This is a genomic window from Methylococcus geothermalis, from assembly GCF_012769535.1.
Taxonomy (GTDB): Bacteria; Pseudomonadota; Gammaproteobacteria; order Methylococcales; family Methylococcaceae; genus Methylococcus; species Methylococcus geothermalis.
The window spans coordinates 741,554-761,768 of record NZ_CP046565.1 but is presented as its reverse complement, the minus strand read 5'-3'; the positions used below and the strand labels follow the sequence as shown (position 1 = coordinate 761,768).

Here is a 20,215-nt window from a genome sequence, read left to right as displayed (position 1 = left end):
TTCATGAACATTGTATTCGCCGGCACGCCCGCATTTGCCGTCCCTGCCCTGCACGCCCTGATCGCATCCGGCCATTCACCCTGCGCCGTCTACACCCAGCCCGACCGGCCCGCCGGCCGCGGCCGCAAGCTCATGGCCAGCCCAGTCAAGCAGCTCGCCGCCGACTACGGCATTCCGGTGCTGCAGCCGGAATCCCTGAAAGGGCCCGAGGAGCTCGGCCGGCTGCGCGAGCTGGCGCCGGATCTGATGGTCGTCGTCGCCTACGGCCTGATCCTGCCGACGCCCATCCTGGCCGTTCCGCGGCTCGGCTGCGTCAACATCCATGCCTCCCTGCTGCCGCGTTGGCGCGGGGCGGCGCCGATCCAGCGGGCCATACTCGCCGGCGACCCGGAGACGGGCGTCACCCTGATGCGCATCGAGCCGCGTCTGGATGCCGGCCCGATGCTGGCCAAGCGGAACTGTCCGATCGCCGGCGACGATACCGCCGCCACCTTGCATGACCGCCTCGCCGGGCTCGGCGCCGAAATGCTGATCGAGCTGCTCCCCGAGCTGGAGGCCGGCGGCCTGCCGGGTGAAACCCAGGACGAAGCCCTGGTCACCTACGCCGAGAAGATCGAAAAATCCGAGGCCCGCATCGACTGGCGGCAAAATGCGGCCCAGATCGACCGCCGGGTGCGGGCGTTCAATCCCTGGCCGGTGGCGGAAACGACGCTGGAGGGGACGGTCCTGCGGATATGGGCGGCGCAGGCACTGGATACCCCATTGGACGCCGCGCCGGGCACGGCGGTCGCGGCTTCGAAAAACTTCGACGTCGCCTGCGGGCAGGGTACGTTACGAATTCTGGAAATTCAGCCCCCGGGGAAGCGGCGGATGAGCGCCGCCGATTTCCTGAACGCTCACCCCATTGACGGAAAGCGGCTGGGCACATGACGGCGAATACCCGCACGCTGGCTGCCGCTGCGCTTTATGACGTCGTCGTCGACCGGCATTCGCTGACCGCGGCGCTGGGGAAGCGTCTTCCTTCGTTGCCGGACGCCCGCGACCGGGCTTTCGTGCAATCGCTGTGCTACGGCGTGCTCCGCGCCTTCGAGCCGCTGGACTTCCTGCTCGGCCGGCTTGCGCTCAAACCCATCCGCGACCAGGAGATCCGGCTGCTCGCGCTGATCGGCCTCCACCAGTTGCGCAGCATGAACGTCAAACCCCACGCCGCGGTTTCGGAGACCGTCGAGGCCGCCGGCCGGAAAAGCTGGGCGAAGCCTTTGCTGAACGCCATTCTGAGGAGCTATCTACGGCGGAAGGAGGAACTGGAAAGCCGGGCCCTGCAGGATCCCGTCGGACGAGATGCCCATCCCGCCTGGTTGCGCGAGCGGCTCGCCGCCGACTGGCCCGAGCATTGGGAGTCCCTCATTCAGCAGAACAACCTGCCGCCGCCGATGACGATCCGTGTCAACCCGCTGCAGGAGGACCGCGCCGGCTATCTCGAACGGCTGGCTGAAGCCGGCATCGGCGCGCTTCCCTGCCGCCATTCGCCCTTAGGGCTGACCCTCGAATCTCCGGTCCCGGTGGAAGCGCTACCCGGCTTTGCCGACGGCCGGGTATCGGTCCAGGACGAAGCCGCCCAACTGGCGGCCACCCTGGTCGCCGCCGAACCGGGCGAGAGGGTTCTGGACATCTGCGCGGCGCCCGGCGGGAAGACGCTGCACATGCTCGAACTCTGCCACGGGAAGCTCGAAGTCGTCGCTGTGGATGTCGATGCCGAACGATGCTCACGCATCCGGGAAAACCTGGAGCGGGAAAGACTCTCCGCCACGGTGGTCGCCGGCGATGCCCGCTCGCCGGAATCCTGGTGGGACGGCCGTCCGTTCGACCGTATCCTGCTCGATGCGCCCTGCTCGGCGACCGGGGTCATTCGGCGCCACCCCGACATCAAACGGCTGCGGGAACCGCGCGATCTCGACGCATTGAGCGGACTGCAGGGGGCCATCTTCGAGGCTGCCTGGCCGCTGCTCAAACCCGGCGGCGTCCTCGTGTATGCCACCTGCTCGGTCATCCGCGCCGAAAACGAACGGCAGGTAGGCCATTTTCTGGAGGCTCACGGCGATGCGGCGGAACTGCTGCTGACCGCGGAGTGGGGCATTCCATTAAGCCACGGACGCCAGATTCTGACAGGGGAATCCGGCATGGACGGGTTCTTTTATGCCCGTTTGCGCAAAGCCGCATGACCCGGTTTGCCGGATGGCTGGCCCTGCTCGCTCTCCTTGCCCCCGTCGCCGGCTGGAACGCCGAACCGGGGTTCACGGTGCGCCGGGCCGAGTTGTTCCGGCACGAGGACCGCTCCTGGGCGCTCGATGCCGACATCGACTACCACTTCAGCGAGACCGCCATCGAGGCCATGCACAATGGCGTCCCCCTCGTCCTGGTCATGCGTCTTCGCGTGAAGCGGGTCAGGCCTTGGTGGTGGGATGAACCCGTGATTGCCGAAAACCACCGGCGGACCATACGGTTTCACCCTCTGGCGCGCGCCTATCAGCTGACGAGGGCGGAATCGGGCATCACCGAGAACTTCGCCAGCTTGCGCGCCTTGCTGGAAGAACTTGGCGAGACCAGAAACCTGCCCGTCGGAGCCATGAAAGCGCTTGCCGGCGGCGAATATCGCGCCGCCCTGTCGGTGACGCTCGACATCGAATCGCTTCCCCTGCCATTGCGCCCCACGGCCTATCTCTCCCCCCAGTGGCATCTCAACAGCCCCTGGTTCCAATGGTCATTCGCAAACTAAGAATCCGCCTCCCGCTCAGTTTGGTCGTGATCGTCCTGTTCACGGCCATCGTCGCCTCGCTGCACCTGATGAGCTCCGCCACGCAGAGCTCGCCGCAGCTCGGCAGCATGTATTCGCTGCTGGTCCTCATCAATTCGGTCGGCTCGATCCTGCTGCTGACGCTGGTCGTCGTGAACGTCTACGGCCTGCTCAGGCAGCTCGCCAAGCGGGCGGCGGGCTCGCACCTGACGGCCCGCATGGCGTTTCTTTTCGTCCTGCTCAGCCTCGCGCCGGCGTCGATCGTCTTCTACTACTCCATGCAGTTCCTCAAACAGAGCATCGACAGTTGGTTCGACGTCCGCATCGACCAAGCCATGGAGGATGCGCTGGAGCTGGGCCAGGCGGCGCTCGACGAGCGGATGCGGACCATGCTGCACCAGACCGAACAGGCGGCTGCCAAGTTGCAACTGGCGCCGATCATGGAGTATCCCCTGCGTCTGACCGAACTCCGGGATGAATTGGGGGAGGGCGAATTCACGGTGTTTTCCAGGCAAGGACGGATCATCGCCGCCGGCGGTTCTCAGCTCGGCTTCATTCTTCCCGACCTGCCTGAAACCGGGGTTCTGCTCCGGGTCAAACAAGGCAAGTCCTATATCCGACTTGAGCCCAACCAAGACGGGAATCTGCAGATCCGTGCCATCGTCGCCGTCCCCTCCGACGATCCCCTGTTCCTGCAAGCCGTGTTTCCCGTCCCGCTGCGGATATCCCAACTTGCCAGCACGGTCGAATCGGCCTATGTGCACTACAAGGAACTCGGCTTCCTCCGCAGCTCCCTCAAGCATACTTTCATTCTCACGCTGTCGCTGGTGCTGTTGCTCAGCCTCCTGGCAGCGATCTGGGTAGCGTTCGTGAGCATCCGCCGCATCGTCGCACCGGTGCGGCGACTGGCCCAGGGTACGCGCGCGGTCGCGGAAGGCCGCTACGGTCAGCGGCTCGCCGTACGAGCGAAGGATGAACTCGGCTTCCTGGTCGAGTCATTCAACACCATGACCGAAAAACTCGCCCAGGCCAGCGAAGAAGCCAGGCTGTCGCGTCTGGAAGTCGAGCGCCAGCGCACCTACCTCGAAACGGTGCTGTCCAACCTGTCGTCCGGCGTGCTCAGTTTCGACAACACCTCCCGACTCCTCACCGCAAACCGGGCGGTGGACGACATCCTGCACGTTCCCGCCCGCGACTACCTGGGACTTCCCATCAGCCGGCTAAAGGCCGAGTATCCCTATCTCGGCGAGCCTCTGGACCGGATCGAACGCTGGCTGGAAAAGGGCGCCGGCACTTGGCAGGGCGAGATTTCTTTCATCGGCCCCGGCGGCCGGCGAGAGCTGTATTGCCACGGCACCCCGCTGTTCAACGGCAGCGGTGAAAAGCTCGGCGCCGTCGTGGTATTCGACGACGTCACGGCGCTGATCGTGGCGCAACGCCAAGCGGCGTGGAGCGAAGTTGCCCGGCGCCTGGCCCATGAAATCAAGAACCCGCTCACGCCCATCCAGCTTTCCGCCGAACGCCTTCATCACAAGCTCGCCAGCCGGCTCGACGCCCGCGATGCGGAAGTCCTGGACCGCTCGACCCGAACGATCGTGCAACAGGTCGAAGCCCTGAAAGCCATGGTCAACGCCTTCGCCGAATATGCCAAGTCCTCGACCATCCAGCTCAAACGGATATCACTGGCCGGCATCGTGGAAGAGGTGGCGGCCTTATACCCGCCGCAGTCCGGCATCCGGTTCGAAATCGATGAAGAGCCGGACCTGCCCGAGATTTCCGCCGACCCGCTTCAGCTCCGGCAAGTCCTGCACAATCTCATCAAGAATTCACAGGAGGCCCTGGCACCCTCCACACAGGGTAAGATGTGCTTCGTCCTTTGCAAAACGGTCGAGCAGGGAGAAGCTTTCCTGCAACTGACGGTTCGGGATAACGGACCCGGCATTCCGAAAGACCAGGTGGATCGCATTTTCGAACCCTATGTCACCACCAAGACCAAGGGCACGGGCTTGGGACTGGCGATCGTCAAGAAAATCATCGAGGAACACGGCGGGACCATCCGCGTGGAAAACGGGCACCAGCAGGGCGCCGGCTTCATCATCCGGTTCCCGATACCTGAAACAGACATAAGAGCCGAAGCGAATGGCGGAAGCTCTGGAGCAAGATCATGAATCAAGGCTGCATCTTGGTCGTCGATGACGAACCCGACATACGCGGACTGGTCCAGGAAATCCTGACCGACGAGGGTTACTCGGTCGTCGGCGCCGAAAACGGGGCCGCCGCTCGCGACGCCGTCCGGGCGCATCGGCCCGACCTGATTCTGCTGGACATCTGGATGCCGGACGAAGACGGCATTTCACTGCTCCGCGAGTGGCTGGAAAGCGGCGCGATCGACTGCCCGGTCATCATGATGTCCGGACACGCCACGGTGGAAACCGCCATAGAGGCCACGCGCCTGGGCGCCTACGACGTGCTGGAAAAACCCATCTCGATGGCGAAACTCCTGATCACTGTGGAGCGCGCCCTGGAATCGGCCAGGCTGAAACACGAAACCGTCGGCGTCAGACGCACCACCGAAACACTCGTGGAACTGGTGGGCAAGAGCGCCTCGATGGAGCTGCTGCGTGAACAGATCAAACGCATCGCCCAGCACGACGCACGGGTCCTGCTGGTCGGCGAATCCGGCAGTGGCAAGGAAACAGCCGCGCGCTATCTCCATGCTCACAGCTCGCGCCGCTCCGGGCCTTTCCTGGAGGTCGCCGCCGGTACCATTTCTCCGGCGGCATCGGCCATCGAATTTTTCGGCAGCGAAAACAACGGAAAAATCCGCCGCGGCCTGCTGGAACAGGCGCACGGAGGCACGCTTTTTCTCGAGGACGTCTCCGATCTCGAACCGGAAACCCAGGTGCGCCTCCTGGGGGCTTTGGAGACAGGCGCGTTTTACCGTGTCGGCGGCACCGAGCCCATTCATACGGACTTCCGTCTTGTCGCATCGACGCATATTCCGCTGGACGATGCGGTTCGTGCCGGACTTTTCCGCCGGGAGCTGTTTTATTTGCTGAACGCCGTAACGCTCAAGATCCCGCCGCTTCGCGAACACAACGAGGATGTCCCCGAACTGCTGCGGTTTTACGTGGACTATTTCGTCAGTCGGGAAAAGCTGCCCTTTCGGCGTTTTCCGGTATCGGTACAGAATTTCTTGCGTCACTACAGCTGGAACGGCAACATCCGGGAACTGAAAAACCTGGTCCAGCGGCTTTTGATTCTCGGCAGCGGGGAAGACGTCTCCCTGGACGAGGTCAAGTCCGTCCTTGGCGGCACGACCGACACGCTGAAAGCGGAAGGCAAATCCGACTTTTTCGAGCTTCCGCTGAAAGAAGCCCGCGAACGCTTCGAGAAAACCTATCTCGAATACCACCTGGACAAATACGGCGGCAGCGTCGCCCGGCTGTCGCAGGCCATCGGCCTGGAACGCACGCATTTATACCGAAAACTCAATGCCTTGGGCATCAAGTTCAAAGACAAGCGCTAAGCAGGCGAGTTCAACAGTTTCACATGAAGATCATCATCCTGGGTGCCGGTCAGGTCGGCACGAGCGTACTGGCCAGCCTTTGCAGCGAAGACAACGACATCGTGGTCGTCGACAAACAAACCAGTGTCCTGCGGGAACTGCACGACCGCTTCGACATCGGCACCGTACAGGGCAATGCCGCCCATCCCACGGTGCTGAAGCGGGCGGGCGCCGACGATACCGACATGCTCATCGCCGTAACCAGCGACGACGAAACCAACATGCTGGCCTGTCAGATCTCGCACACCTTGTTCAATATCCCGAAGAAGATCGCGCGGGTGCGCGCCATCGAATATTTGAGCTATCCGGAGATATTTTCGAAGGAAGGCGTCCCCATAGACGTAGTCATCAGCCCCGAACAGATCGTCACCCAGATGATCGAACGACTGCTGGAATATCCGGGCGCCTCCCAGGTTCTGGACTTCGCCGCGGGGCGGGTTCGCCTGGTGTCGGTCCGGGCGCTGACGGGGGGGCCTTTGGTGGGAAGGGAAATTCGCGAGCTTCATCAGCACATGCCGAACGTCCACGCCCGAATCGCCGCCATTTTCCGTAACGCTCGCCCCATCATTCCCAATGGAAGACAAACGATAGAACACGGTGACGAAGTATTCTTCATGGCCTCGTCGGAAGAAATCAGCGACGTCATGAGTGAATTGCGCGAGCTCGACAAACCTTACAAACGGCTGATGTTCGCGGGGGGCGGGCATATCGGCAAGCGGGTAGCACAAGCCCTGGAGCACCGCTATCAGGTCAAGGTCATCGAGAAAAACGCCGACCGCGCCAAGAAGATCGCCGGAGACCTGACCAATACCGTGGTCTTGCTGGGAGACGCTTCCGACAAGGAGTTGCTGCTGAGCGAGAACATCGAAAACACCGACATTTTCTGCGCCATCACCAATGACGACGAAGCGAACATCCTCTCCGCCATGCTGGCCAAGCGACTGGGCGCCCGTCGCGTCATCAGCCTGGTCAACAAAGCCGCATATGCGGATATCGTCGATCCCAACCAGATCGACCTTGTCATTTCACCACAGCAATCCACCATAGGCGCCTTGCTTCGCCATATCCGCAAAGGCGATGTCGTCCAGGTCCATTCGCTGCGCCACGGCGATGCCGAAGCGCTTGAAGCCGTGGCGCACGGGACGCCGGGCAAGTCGAAGGTGATCGGCATGCCGATCGACCGCATCCCCATCCCGCCGGGCGTAGTCATGGGCGCCCTGGTAAGGGATCGCGAAGTGATACAAGTCCATCACGACACCGTCATCGAGGAGGGAGATCATGTCATCATGTTCCTCCTCGACAAGAAGGTCATTCCGATCATCGAGCAGATGTTCCAAGGCGATGCTCCCAGGCGCTGATCGTGAACGCTGCGGCAATTCGAGAAAAATGGAATCGCATCTATCGGGACTGGAATGGCCCTTTCCCTGCAGCTGCAACAGTCCTGTCCGAGAATGCGCATTTGCTTCCGCTCGCCGGCGGGCAGGCGCTGGACCTGGCCTGCGGGCTTGGCGGCAATGCGGTATTTTTGGCCCGCCGAGGTTTCGAGGTCGACGCCGTCGATATCTCGGAAGCAGGGATCCATGCGTTGGGGAATATCGCTCGCAAGGAAGCGCTGGCCATCCAGGCCCGCGTCGCCGATGTCACGGAGATCCATTGGCCCGCCGAACGTTACGACGTCATCGTCGTCAGCAGGTTCCTGGAACGGGCATTGGCGCCGGCCATCGTGGGCGCGCTCAAACCAGGCGGGTTATTGTTCTATCAAACTTTCGTGGAAACCAAATCCAGCCTGTCCGGCCCCAGCAATCCACGCTTTCTGCTGCGCGACAACGAACTCGTTCGGCTCTTTGGCGGACTGCTGATCCGTTATTACCGCGACGAAACACGCACGGGAAACCCGAACGCCGGCCAACGCGACGAAGCTTTCCTCATTGCCCAGAGACCCTTCTCATGATCGAGCAAATCGCCCCCCCTGCCGCCTGGCAATTCACTCTCGACCATCCGGACCACATCCTCCTCGACGTGCGCGACCCGATCGAGTTCACGATGATCGGGCACCCTCCGGGCGCATGCAACATTCCATGGAAATTCGCCCCTTCCTGGCAGATCAATCCGGATTTCGTTGCTCGGGTCAGACAGCTCGTGCCCGACAGCGCCACCCCGATTCTTCTGTTGTGCAGAAGCGGCCAGCGTTCCCAGGATGCCGCGGAACAGCTTGCAGCCGCCGGCTATTCGAAACTGTACAATATACGCGAAGGTTTCGAAGGTCCCTTGGACGCCGAGCGTCATCGCAGCTCGAAAGGAGGATGGCGTTATCACGGCCTCCCCTGGGAACAAAGCTGAGGTCACCGATTCCCCGTGAAACCGCTACGCTGAATGGCGGTCCAACTTTCCAAGCACCCCGCTTCCTCATCATGAAGCAGGGTGCTTTCTTTTTTCCCACACGACCCCTGTAGACTCATGGTAGACAAGTTACGCAACATAGCGATCATCGCCCATGTCGACCACGGTAAGACCACCCTGGTAGACAAGCTGCTCCAGCAGAGCGGGACTTTTGCCGCTCACGAAAGAGTAGGCGAGCGCGTCATGGACTCCAATGACCTCGAGAAAGAACGAGGCATCACCATCCTGGCGAAGAATACCGCCATCAAATGGCGGGACTACCGCATCAATATCGTCGACACTCCCGGCCACGCCGATTTTGGCGGGGAAGTCGAACGTGTGCTTTCCATGGTCGACTCGGTTTTGCTTCTGGTCGACGCCGTGGACGGCCCCATGCCGCAGACCCGATTCGTCACCCAAAAGGCCTTCGCCATGGGATTGCATCCCATCGTCGTGATCAACAAGATCGACCGGCCAGGCGCCCGCCCCGACTGGGTGCTGGACCAGACCTTCGACCTGTTTGACCGGCTCGGCGCCACCGAAGCCCAGCTCGATTTTCCAGTGATTTACTGCTCAGCGTTGAACGGCTATGCCGGATTGAGTCCGGACATCACCGGCGGTACGCTGGAACCGCTGTTCGAAGCCATCGTGAATCACGTATCCCCACCGGACGTTGATGTCGAGGGACCGTTTCAGATGCAGGTCAGCAGCCTGGATTACAACTCTTACGTCGGAGTCATCGGCATCGGGCGAATCGCCAGAGGGACGGTCAAACGGAACACCCCCGTCACGCTGATCAAACGCGATGGGCGGCAATCCGGGGCCCGCATTCTCCAAGTCCTGGCATTCCACGGGCTGGAACGCATTGAAAGAGACGAAGCGAGCGCTGGCGACATCATCGCGTTCACTGGCATCGAGGGGCTTGAAATATCGGACACCCTTTGTGCCGTGGGTTTTGCCGAACAACTCCCCCCCCTCACCGTCGACGAACCAACCGTCAGCATGACCTTCCAGGTCAATAATTCACCCTTCGCCGGAAGGGAGGGCAAATTCTTGACGTCACGACAGATCCGGGACAGGTTGAACCGGGAGTTGATCCATAACGTCGCCCTTCGCGTCGAAGATACCGCAGATCCGGATAAATTTGCGGTCTCCGGCCGCGGCGAGCTGCATCTTTCCATCCTGATCGAAAACATGCGGCGGGAAGGTTATGAGCTGGCGGTTTCCAGACCCGAAGTCATCATCCGCGAAATCGACGGGGAACCTTGCGAGCCCTATGAATTCGTCACCATCGAGCTGGAAGAGGCACATCAAGGCTCCGTCATGGAAAAGCTCGGCGAGCGTAAGGGCGACCTGCAAAATATGGTGCCGGATGGCCAAGGGCGCGTACGGCTCGAATACATTATTCCCTCCCGCGGCCTCATCGGATTTCAGACGGAATTCCTCACCACCACCTCGGGAACCGGGCTCCTGTATCACGTATTCGATCATTATGGACCGATGAAGAAGGGGGCAATCGGACAGAGAACGAATGGGGCGCTAATTTCCAATACATCGGGCAAAGCACTGGCATTTTCGCTGTTCAATCTTCAGGAGCGGGGACGCCTCTTCGTGGAGCACGGGGACGAGGTGTATGAAGGGATGGTGGTCGGCGTGCATACCCGAGGAAACGACCTGGTGGTCAACCCAACCAAAGCCAAGCAGCTGACCAATATTCGAGCAGCCGGTAGCGACGAGAACATCCTTCTGACACCTGCCATCAAGTTCAGTCTCGAACAGGCTATCGAATTCATCGACGACGATGAACTCGTGGAAGTGACTCCGCAAACCATTCGTATCCGCAAGAAACTTTTGCAGGAACACGAACGCAAAAAGGCCTCTCGAAGCGCCTAAACCTGAAGGTAGCCCGGCGGAAAAGGCCTCGGACACGCCGAGGCCTTTTTTTTGCTCCCACGATTCAATGCCCATCGACTCGAACACAAACAAAAACCCCCGACCGTTGCCGGTCGGGGGTTTTGGCTTTCACCGCCGAGGAGGGAAGCCCCGAAGGACTTCCCCTAAGCGATTACATGAACGACGGGATCAGCGGTGCGTCGATCTGGGTCACCTGACGGTTGCCCTGATCGTCGAAGAAGAACAGCAGACCGGCGAAACGGCTGTCCGGATCGTAGATGATGTCGGACAGACGATACACTTCCCAGGCTGCGTCCGACGCGGTGACGTCGACCGTGCGGGTCTCACCCGGAGCCAGCGGGCTGTTGTCGCTGACGCTCAGGCCGTCTTCTGCCAGCAGGTCTTCCGGATAGCCCGTGGTGTCCTTGTACACGTTGGAATCCAGGAAACGCACCGAGGCGGTGTAGAACTCACCCAACCGGATCGGCCTGTTGCCGTGGTTGGTGATGGTGAGCTTCATCCGCATGGCACGACCCGGCACGCGGTAGGTGGCGTCTTCCACTTTCACCGAGACCGTCGGCGCCGGCATGTCGATCGGCTTCATGCCACGCATGGTGCCGGCCTGCAGCGGGATGGTGATCGGGTACTTGCTGTTGGCGCTGGACATGGCCATGACCACGATCAGGATGGTGGCGGCCAGGAAGCCCATCGCTACCTTGCGGTCGGTGGTGGACACCAGTTCGTCGGCGCGGCCTGCATCCACCATCAGCAGACGGGGGATGAAGATCGGTCGACGCGACCAGTAGCCGATCCAGGCGACACCGATGGCGAACCAGAAGGCATGCCAGAAGTAGGTGTTGCCTTCGTTGTAGTTCTCAAGATCCACCGTCTGACCGGTCAGGGTCGTGACGGGGTTCCTGAATTCGCTCATGGAACCTTCCACGGTGATCCACTTGCCGGGGCCGATGATCGGGCCACCGCCCTGGACGTTCATCATGGTGTGAACGTGCCAGTCACCCGGACGACGGGCTTTGAGGACGACCCGGAAGTCGTAGGTCTTGCCGATTTCCAGACGTACCGAACGCGGCACCAGCTGGCCACCGATGTACGATTCCTTGCGGATGAACACCGGACCCGGCATGCCGACGTTGAGGAACGCGACATCCGGTTCGTCGACCGTTTCCGGCCAGCCTTCGAACACGTGGAATTTGCCTTTGATTTCCACGGTTTCGTTGACTTTGACTTTCTCTTTCGACCAGGTCAGGTCGTACCAGTGGATGGTACGCATACGCATGAACGCGGCCTGCGATTTTTCACCGTGGGCGGAGGCGTTCGGGGCGTAGAAGCTGGTCGCTGCCACGGCGGACAGCAGTCCGATTGCAGACCATTTTGCAATCCGGTCCTTTATTGTTTTCATGATCTCTCCTCTTTCGAGTTCTTTCTGTTGGGTCACCCTCAGGCTTGTCACCAGGCCTTGGGGCGGTCTCTCGCGATGGTCGTGACGACCCCGATCTGTAAGGATCAGGTGCTCTGCAGGAACCGTTCGTTGGAGAACCAGCGACCGATGAAGTGCCACATGAAGTAGATCAGGATCGACATGAACGCGGAGAAGAATGCCGATACCGGGGCGACGTCCTTACCGAAGGTACGCAGGGTGCCCTTTTCGACCATGCGGATGTATTCCGGGGTGCCCGTGCGGACGTAGTTGTAGCCCTGGATGTCGGCAATCGACATCAGCATGCCGTTGTACTCCACGGGAACGTGCAGCGGCGCGATGATCGGCCAGTTGCCCGGATAGAAGATCAGACCCCAACCCATCGCGCCAACAATGGCGGTGAACAGGTAGCTGCCCGACAGCATCAGGACGGTGTCCAGGATGATGGCGCCCGGCACCAGCGAGGCGGGGAAGACGAAGTTGATCGGGAAGTAGGTCCAGCCCCAGAAGTTGAAGTAGCGGTTGATCCACTCACCCAGCAGCAGGCCGAGGACGCAGACCGTGGCACCCCAGGGCAGACGATACCGTTCCCACAGGTAGGATTGGACGGCCGCCGGGAAGGTGACCAGCACGATCGGGGTCACGGTGACCCACAGTCGACGGTCTTTCCAGTCCGCCCAGAAGTCCCAGTCGCCCATGGTGAGCATGGCGTGAATGTGGTACGAGCCCACGATCACGAAGAACACTACGAATAAAGCCATCCAGTCGATCGTACGGGACAACTGGACCGCTTCGGCGTGCGAACGAACCGCAGATTGCGCAGCACTCATTAAAGTTACCTCCAAATTTGTCGTTTTCTTATTTTCGACGGTGCCCGGGAAAGTCCGGACACCCTCGCCGCGAGTCCCTTCCGGCCGCCGGCACCGACGCGAGCCCTGTCACCAGGACCTCGAGCCGGCCCCGACGGCCTTGCCGTTCCTTATTTCGCGATCAAGCCTTCGTCCACGGCTTCACAGAGGGACTGTCCCAGTCCGCCCTGAGCGAAGCTGTAGAAGGTCTGGCTCAGCGTGCCCATGACGGCCAGCGCCAGCCAGCCGAAGATCACGAAGCCATAGTGCAGCGGTGCCACGAACAGCTCTTCCATGAACCAGAAGGTGTGACCCCATTCGTTCAGACCCACGTTCGGCAGAATCATGAACGGACCCACCACCAGCACCAGGTACGGCAGCGAAATGCCCTTCGCGAAGTACGGCAGACGCGTCTTGGCGTAGATGAACGCCGCGAAGCCGGTGATGATGTAGATCGGGTAGCTCAGATAGAACTCGATGATGTGCGACGGGGTGAAGTCGGTGTCGCGCACGATCGTCTGATGCCAGGTGCCGTCCTGCTCGGTGAAGTAGGAGGCGCCCCAGTAGATGGCCCAGGCGTAGGCCACCAGCCACACCAGGTGGGTGAAGTTGCGGCGCAGTTCTTCCCGCGGGCTCAGCGCGGCCAGGTTGCGGTCGCGGGTCTTCCACAGGTAGCCCCACAGGATCGAAGCCGTGACGATTTCCAGGACGATCTCGGTGTACAGGAAGTTCATCCAGTAGGTTTCGAACTCCGGCGCGAACGAGTCCAGGCCGGCGGACCAGCCGTAGACGCCTTCATACCAGCGCACCCACATGTAGAACACGGTGTAGATCGCCAGTGCGAACGTGAGCCACTTCTTGTCCAGCATCGGCGCTTCGGCCGCGGCTGCACCACCCAAAGTTGTTGCTGCCATTGTTACCTCCAAATGTTGTATCGACATAAACATCGGCGCATGGCACCGATGAATCTTCTCTCACTTCCGTGCTTGGTTAACGCATCCCTGCTGCACCGAAGAACCGCTCACCTCAGGCCAGTCGGTCCTTTTGGTGGGTGGCAGTCTATCACCCAACCCCGTGCTGTCAAGAAAAATCTGCGGCATTTTGACGCAGGTCGCCTTACCCCTGCCCGATGCGTCAATCCGCCTGCGAAACGCCCCAAGACGTGGAAAAAGTAAGGAGCTGACGGCGAGCCGGGGGAGCATGGCGCAACGCCCTGCCGCCTCGATGACGAGCAGAACACGGTGCGAAACGAGTTTGCGGGAAACGCGGCGGTACGGCCACGCGCCAAGTACGGCGCGGCCGAAAGCGGATGACAAAATGCTCAAGCGACCAGCAGGATTTCGCCCTTGCCCTGGACCGACAGATCGCCGGCAAGACGCCGCACCCGCGCGCAGCGCGCCTGTGGATCGGAAAAACACGTATTCAGACCTTCATAGCCCTTGAGAAGCAAGGGCAGGAAACCCAAGGTATGCAGGCCACAGTCGTTGAACGTGGCGCCGATGGCCGAAGAGGAGCCGTACAGCAAGAGGGTCCCGCGCTTCATGGCATAACCGGCACAGGGACCGATGTCGCCCCGAACGGCGATCGTGCCCGCCGTCATCCGCGCCCCAAGATAAGCGCCGGCACGGCCCTCGATCAGGATCGAACCGCGGCGCATGTGATCGCCGACACGGTCGCCGGCACTGCCCCGGACGATCACGATGCCTTCCGACATACCTTTCTTGTTACCGGGAAGCGCGGCCCCGAGCAGGTCTCCGGTATCGCCGGCGATTTCGACGAGACCACCTTTGAGCTCGCACGCCGCGTACAGACCGGCCGAGCCGGACACGCACAGCCGCCCACCCTTCATCTGCATGCCGAGATAGGCACCCGCGTCGCCTTCGATCTTCAGTGCTCCTCGGGTCATAGCCCTGCCGGCGAAATCGAGCTTCGGCGAGCCGGAAATGCAGACCGACTCGGCGTCGCTCCCTTCGATATCGAACAGCTCCGCGGCGGCGATCCGGCGATTGCCGTATTGGAGCGGAAGCAAAGCGATCTCCTTTTCCGACTTCCCCAGCAGGACGTCCGGAACGAGAGGAGAAACATCGAGCCGTTGCTGCAGCGGCGACTTCAGCGTAAAGGTCAAAGCAGTCATAGTCGATTCCTAATTGGCGCGGCCGGACGGCATTCAGGCCATGATTTCGCGGAGATGGAACAGGAATGGCCCGAGCTTGCCGCCGTAGTTGCCCGCGCTGATGCGCCGGATGCCGTTGGCCGCACCCAGTCCGCAAGCCGCCTCGATGCCTGCGCGCATCGCCTTGGCGATGTCGGCGTCGCTCAGTCCGTCGATCACGATCTCCATCACCGACTCGATTTCCGGCGACAGCTCCGTCCGCACTTGCCCTTTCAAGGTCGGGCAGAAGGCGTCGTTGGTCGATGCCGGCAGGGCCTTGTACTTGGAGCCAACCTTGGAACCCGAGCGCACGACACCGCCGGGGAATGGCATGATGACGTTGGGAATCTTGCGCATCGCCTCGATCGCCGCTTCGCATCCCGCCAGCGCTTGAGGCTGCGATTCGGCCAGGATGAGGAAATTGCCGCCGCCGACCGCCTTGATCATGCCGGTGGTTTCCTGACAAAGGAATTCGCCGTCCATGACCGGCACGCGCCAATAGCGCTTGCCGCCGATCCGCTTGGAAATCTGGAAGCCGTCACCGAAATAACGCAGATTCTTCCCCAGCGGGATTTGCTCGCCTTCGTCGATCCCCGCGAACAATGCCGACGTCGGCGAGGTCAGCACGCACTGCCCGGCCCGGGTCTCCAGTTGCTTCGCCAGCCCCTTGCCGCCCATGGCGAACAGCAGTGCCGATACGCCCGGCCGGCCATCGGGCGTTTCGGAAGGACCGAGCTCCCGCTCGATGCCGGCTTCGCAACCGCAGGCGATGACCGAAGTCGCGAAACCCGTCATGGCCTGAGCCGCGTGATAAGCCCATTTGAGATTCTGGGCCGTGACGATCACGCGCGTGGCGCGCATCGGAAAGGCCTCGGCGAACGTCTCGTCGATGTGTACGCCATTGATGATCATGACCGCGCCCCCTGATGGCAGGGATGAACGAGGATCTTGCTGCGGCCATCGCCCTCGATTTCCCAATCGTTGATGACGAAATTGTCCAGCTTCATGGTGTGGTAGCGGTCGAAGTAATCGCGCAGCCGCGCCTCGATGCCGCTGTCGAATTCCGGCTGGACGGTATGCAGATTGCCCCACACGACCTTGACGACCTCGCCGTTGCGCACGACCAGTTCGCCGTCCTTGAAGACGTAATCCGGCCGGGTGAACATCTTTTCCTTGTCGGCCTGGTCGGTGTAGACGGTGATATCCGCCGCCGCGCCCGCCCCGAGATGGCCGCGGTCGGTCAGCCCCAGCAGCCTGGCCGCACCGGCCCGGGTCAGGATGGCGATCTCATATAAGGTGTACTCGCGGTCGAGCGTCCCCAGGGTGCTCAGCGCCGCCGCCTCCGGATTGATCGTGGACAGCATGTCGTTGCGGAAACTCTTGTCCATCAGCAGCCGGATCAGGTGCGGATAGGTGGTGAACGGCGCGCCGTTGGGATGATCCGTGGTCAGGAACACGCGCCAGGGATCTTCGATCAGCAGGAAGGTTTCCAGGCCGATACACCACTGCAGCGCGTTGACGAAGTTCTTGTCGCGGTACTTGAACGGCACCACGCCGCAGCCGGCGTCGCATTCGATGTCCATGCAGACCCATTTGTCGGGGTGGGCATGGCCGGCATTGGCATGCTGGCGCATCGAATCGCCCGAAGCCGTCACGGTCTGGCCGAACAGAATCTGCCCGACGTCTATCGTGATGTTCTTGTTGGCGTTGATGGCCTCGGCGATGCGCGCCGCGCCGGAGGAGAACTTGCGGTCGCCCTCGACGCCATAGCTGTGGAACTGGATATGGGTCAGGTGCATGGGCAGGCCTTCGATGCCGCTGATGGTGTTCAGCGTGGTCTCGACATTACCCGGCACCCCGAGGTTGCAGCCATGGACGTGCAACGGATGCGGCACGCCCAGCTCGTGCACGGCGCGCGCCAGCGACTTCAGAATCTGCCGGGGCGTGACGCCGTAGTACGCATGTTTCTCGTCCAGATCCAGCATGCGCTGGTTGAACTTGAAGGCGCTGATGCCGCCGGGATTGACCACCTTGATACCGATCGCCTTGGCGGAACGGATCGTCCAGGCGACGTAGTCGTTGATGAGCTGCTGGTCGCTGCCGGAGGACAAGAGCCGCAGGAAAAAATCGTCGCTCCCCAGCATGACGTAGCCGCCGACATCCAACAACGGGACGTCCGCCATTTCCATGTGCGCCTGGCGCGCGTTGATCGGCAGCACGGCGGGCTCGAAACCGGCGGTGTAACCCATCTCGGCGTAACGGTAACCCGTGGTCAGGGTCGAGGGTGCGGCGTGGCCGCAGCCCGCCCGCATCAGGCCCCGGCGCGGCTCGGGGTCGGCACGATGATCTTCCGGTAGCAGGTTGCGGGCGATGGTCACCTTGCCGCCGCCGATGTGGGTGTGCATGTCGATGGCCCCGGCCATCACCACCTTGCCGCGCAGGTCGTACTCCTGATCCGGCGTTGCACCGTTCAGCGAATAGACGATCCTGCCGTCGCGGATGAAAAGGTTGCGCACCTGGCCGTCGATGCCGTTCGCCGGATCGTAAACGGTGCCGCCCGTAAGCTTGATCAGCATGATTTCGAATCTCCCAAGGAAGCAGGCGCTAGAGCGACTGCTCGATCGCCGCCAGCACGGCGGCAGCACTCGTCAACCCGCAATCGCGCAGCGGATAGAGCGGCATGGCCACGACGTTGTCGCAGCGGTACATGTGGCCGGCATGGTCGATGCCGGGGACGCCGACGGGAATGTACACCGCCGGCTCCTTGTCGAACTGCATGCCGGAACGGCCGATCACCACCGTCGGCAACTCGGCGGCCGGCGGGGGAGCCACCGAGAGGCTGGACACCCAGACCAGCGCATCGGCTTCGCCCTCGCTCAGCAAGCGCGCGGTGTCATTGAGGTAGGGGTCGTATTCGGGGAAGCCGCGGGCGAAACTCACCCGGGTAGGGTAGCCGGTCAGCCAGGCGCAGACTTGGCTGGCGGTCCGGTCGCCGTCCTGTCCGCCCAGAGGCAGGACGGCGGCACGGGTTTCCTTGTTGAGCGCCGTCACCGCCTGGCAAACCTGCTGCACCGTGAGATCGGCGTGCGGAAAGTCCAGCTGCCCCGCCACCCAAGTCACCACGCTGTAGCTCGACCGCTTCAGCCGGTCCACGACGCCCTCCAGCACCGCGACCGGCACACCGCCCGCGGTCTCGGCCTGGAGCGAGGCGCCGCGCACCAGCGCCGACAACACCGCGGCGAGTTCGGGCAGATGCTCGGGAGCGCATTCGATGACCTGCGGGCGCCGCCCATCGGGCGACATCGCCGCATCGCCGCTGGGTGCCCGGCCGAGATAGATGACTTCGCGTTGACCCGGATTCTGCCCGAACAGGGTTTCCTTGTTCCAGACGAAGCGTTCGAAAAAACGCGGAAAGGCGGCTTCGACATCGCTGCCGAAAACCAGGAGGACTTCGACCCGGTTCTTCACCTCGGCCAGCGTCGTCGCAATCCAGCCCGAATCGGCCAGCACCAGCAGGTTGCGGACGCCGCCGCCGGCGCGGGCCTGATCGAACACACCGTGGACCTTGTCGATAAGTGCAAGCGCCGCGCGGGTATCATTGACATCGGTTCCGAAGCCGCTGAACACCGGCAGCCTGGCATCCTTCAGAATCGCCGCCGCCCGCTGCACCGCTTCAGCCAGGGAAACCGGCTTGCCGGCGATACGGGGAGCGGTATCGGTCACGGGCTGCTCGAAACCGGGAATCGTGACGGCGTCGCCATTTGCCAGCACCCGCACGCTCGAACCGGAAACCTCGATTTTCAGGTCGTCGGAGGCGATACCGCAGAACGGACTGGGAACGTTGTCCCAGACCTTGGCCGAGGTGTTGTCGGTCATGCCCTTTCCTTAATATGCTCTGATTTGAGAGTCCGAAGTGGTTCCACGTCCTGCGTCATCAGGGACGGGGGACAGGCAGCCATCCGCGTGGCTGGCAAGAATAGGGAATCCAGACCCGTTTTTCAACTTGCGGCCAGCCATGCCGAACAGGGGCGAACGATCGACAAAACGATCCCCTTCCTCTAGGCTAGAGACCTTATTACCGCGCCGCATCACCGAACGGGCCCCGCTCTTCGGAGCGGCGCCGATATCGCCCCTGCATCACCCTCCGAGCACCATGCCGAAACCGTCCACCCGCGTCTGTGTCCACGCCTCCGCCCGCCTGCATCTCGGGTTTATCGACATCTCCGGCACATTCGGGCGCAGATTCGGCAGCATCGGAGTAGCGATCGAAGAGATATCGACACGCCTGAGCCTTTGCCCGAGCCGAATGCCGCATGCCAGCGGCCCATCGGCGGAAAGGGCTCTGGCCATCTTGGAAAAACTCGAAGCCGCCTTGAGCCTGCCGGGCTCGGCCAGGGTCGAAATCGAATCGGCGATTCCGGAGCACGTCGGCCTCGGATCCGGCACGCAGATGGCTCTGGCCTTGGGTACCGCCCTCATCCATGCCTATGGATTACCGCTCACCCCCAGGGATATCGCGCCGCTCATCGAAAGGGGCGCGAGGTCGGGGATCGGCCTGGCGTCGTTCGAACAGGGCGGACTGATCGTCGACGGCGGGCGCGGCCCGCAAACCGTCAGCCCGCCGGTGATCGCGCGCCTGCCGATACCGGAAGACTGGCGCTTCATCCTGGTGTTCGACTCGCGAGGGCAAGGCCTTCACGGCTCGCAGGAAATCGACGCCTTCCGGGCCTTGCCGCCGTTCCCGGAGCACGAGGCCGCCCGCTTGAGCCACCTGATCCTGATGCAGACACTGCCCGCCCTCGCGGAAAACCGGCTCGAGACCTTCGGTGCCGGCATCGCCGAAATCCAACGATCCGTGGGTGATTATTTCGCGCCCGCGCAAGGCGGCCGCTTCACCAGCCCCGACGTCGCCGCGGCCCTCGCGTGGCTCGCGGCGCAAGGGGCGGTGGGCATGGGCCAGAGCTCGTGGGGACCGACGGGCTTCTGTCTCGCCGCTTCCGAACCAGAAGCGCAGCGGCTGGCAGCGGCGGCGCGCACTTTGGACATTGCAGCCCATCTCGACTTCCTGGTCGCCCGGCCGCGCAACCGGGGTGCCGACGTAACGCTTGCCATACCGGCTGCCGACCCGCACCCCGCCCACGCCTAG

The 20,215-nt window shown here is 62.2% G+C and carries 17 protein-coding genes; 10 read left to right on the top strand and 7 right to left on the bottom strand.

Features of this window, described 5'->3' with window-relative positions:
* Positions 1–3: 3 nt before the first annotated feature.
* The 9 genes from fmt (at position 4) to typA (ending at position 10,634) form a co-directional block, all read left to right on the top strand.
* Positions 4–930: a methionyl-tRNA formyltransferase gene (gene fmt, locus GNH96_RS03630; protein ID WP_169602368.1), complete on the top strand. Its 927-nt coding sequence runs from the start codon at positions 4–6 to the stop codon at positions 928–930.
* Positions 927–2,222 carry a 16S rRNA (cytosine(967)-C(5))-methyltransferase RsmB gene (rsmB, locus tag GNH96_RS03625; RefSeq protein WP_169602366.1) on the top strand — a complete coding sequence of 432 codons (1,296 nt, stop codon included), beginning with the start codon at positions 927–929 and terminating at the stop codon, positions 2,220–2,222. The genes fmt and rsmB overlap by 4 nt, the downstream gene beginning before the upstream one ends.
* Positions 2,219–2,776 (top strand): DUF4390 domain-containing protein, encoded by a 558-nt coding sequence (locus GNH96_RS03620; RefSeq protein ID WP_169602364.1) that lies wholly within the window; start codon positions 2,219–2,221, stop codon positions 2,774–2,776. The genes rsmB and GNH96_RS03620 overlap by 4 nt, the downstream gene beginning before the upstream one ends.
* Positions 2,758–4,962, top strand: a complete 2,205-nt coding sequence (locus tag GNH96_RS03615; protein ID WP_169602362.1) for a sensor histidine kinase — start codon at positions 2,758–2,760, stop codon at positions 4,960–4,962. The genes GNH96_RS03620 and GNH96_RS03615 overlap by 19 nt, the downstream gene beginning before the upstream one ends.
* The gene (locus GNH96_RS03610) at positions 4,959–6,323 is read left to right on the top strand and encodes a sigma-54-dependent transcriptional regulator (protein WP_169602360.1); all 1,365 of its coding nucleotides are present in this window, start codon (positions 4,959–4,961) and stop codon (positions 6,321–6,323) included. The genes GNH96_RS03615 and GNH96_RS03610 overlap by 4 nt, the downstream gene beginning before the upstream one ends.
* Positions 6,324–6,346: 23 nt before the next feature.
* Positions 6,347–7,720 (top strand): Trk system potassium transporter TrkA, encoded by a 1,374-nt coding sequence (gene trkA / locus GNH96_RS03605; protein ID WP_169602358.1) that lies wholly within the window; start codon positions 6,347–6,349, stop codon positions 7,718–7,720.
* A gap of 2 nt (positions 7,721–7,722) precedes the next feature.
* Positions 7,723–8,313, top strand: a complete 591-nt coding sequence (locus GNH96_RS03600) for a class I SAM-dependent methyltransferase (RefSeq protein WP_169602356.1) — start codon at positions 7,723–7,725, stop codon at positions 8,311–8,313.
* Positions 8,310–8,702: a rhodanese-like domain-containing protein gene (locus GNH96_RS03595; protein WP_169602354.1), complete on the top strand. Its 393-nt coding sequence runs from the start codon at positions 8,310–8,312 to the stop codon at positions 8,700–8,702. The genes GNH96_RS03600 and GNH96_RS03595 overlap by 4 nt, the downstream gene beginning before the upstream one ends.
* Positions 8,703–8,819: 117 nt before the next feature.
* On the top strand, positions 8,820–10,634 hold the full coding sequence (typA, locus tag GNH96_RS03590; protein WP_169604577.1) for a translational GTPase TypA: 1,815 nt from the start codon (positions 8,820–8,822) through the stop codon (positions 10,632–10,634).
* A 172-nt stretch (positions 10,635–10,806) separates the two neighbouring features.
* On the opposite strand, the gene amoB is transcribed toward typA, so the two are convergent.
* The 7 genes from amoB to GNH96_RS03555 all read right to left on the bottom strand — a co-directional run bounded on the left by amoB (position 10,807) and on the right by GNH96_RS03555 (position 18,945).
* Entirely contained in the window at positions 10,807–12,051 is a 1,245-nt protein-coding gene (gene amoB, locus GNH96_RS03585) for a bacterial ammonia monooxygenase, subunit AmoB (RefSeq protein WP_169602352.1), read from the bottom strand.
* Positions 12,052–12,155: 104 nt separating this feature from the next.
* Positions 12,156–12,899, bottom strand: coding sequence for a bacterial ammonia monooxygenase, subunit AmoA (amoA, locus tag GNH96_RS03580; RefSeq protein ID WP_169602350.1), 744 nt, complete (start codon positions 12,897–12,899; stop codon positions 12,156–12,158).
* A 149-nt stretch (positions 12,900–13,048) separates the two neighbouring features.
* Positions 13,049–13,831 (bottom strand): bacterial ammonia monooxygenase, subunit AmoC, encoded by a 783-nt coding sequence (amoC, locus tag GNH96_RS03575; RefSeq protein ID WP_169602347.1) that lies wholly within the window; start codon positions 13,829–13,831, stop codon positions 13,049–13,051.
* A gap of 407 nt (positions 13,832–14,238) precedes the next feature.
* Positions 14,239–15,051, bottom strand: coding sequence for a formylmethanofuran dehydrogenase subunit C (locus GNH96_RS03570; protein WP_169602345.1), 813 nt, complete (start codon positions 15,049–15,051; stop codon positions 14,239–14,241).
* A 33-nt stretch (positions 15,052–15,084) separates the two neighbouring features.
* Positions 15,085–15,981: a formylmethanofuran--tetrahydromethanopterin N-formyltransferase gene (fhcD, locus tag GNH96_RS03565; protein WP_169602344.1), complete on the bottom strand. Its 897-nt coding sequence runs from the start codon at positions 15,979–15,981 to the stop codon at positions 15,085–15,087.
* A complete protein-coding gene (locus GNH96_RS03560; RefSeq protein ID WP_169602342.1) occupies positions 15,978–17,645 on the bottom strand; it encodes a formylmethanofuran dehydrogenase subunit A in 1,668 nt (555 codons plus the stop codon). The genes fhcD and GNH96_RS03560 overlap by 4 nt, the downstream gene beginning before the upstream one ends.
* Positions 17,646–17,673: 28 nt before the next feature.
* Positions 17,674–18,945 (bottom strand): formylmethanofuran dehydrogenase subunit B, encoded by a 1,272-nt coding sequence (locus GNH96_RS03555; protein ID WP_169602340.1) that lies wholly within the window; start codon positions 18,943–18,945, stop codon positions 17,674–17,676.
* Between the two features lie 277 nt (positions 18,946–19,222).
* On the opposite strand from GNH96_RS03555, the gene GNH96_RS03550 reads away from it, so the two are divergent.
* The gene (locus tag GNH96_RS03550) at positions 19,223–20,215 is read left to right on the top strand and encodes a beta-ribofuranosylaminobenzene 5'-phosphate synthase family protein (protein ID WP_169602337.1); all 993 of its coding nucleotides are present in this window, start codon (positions 19,223–19,225) and stop codon (positions 20,213–20,215) included.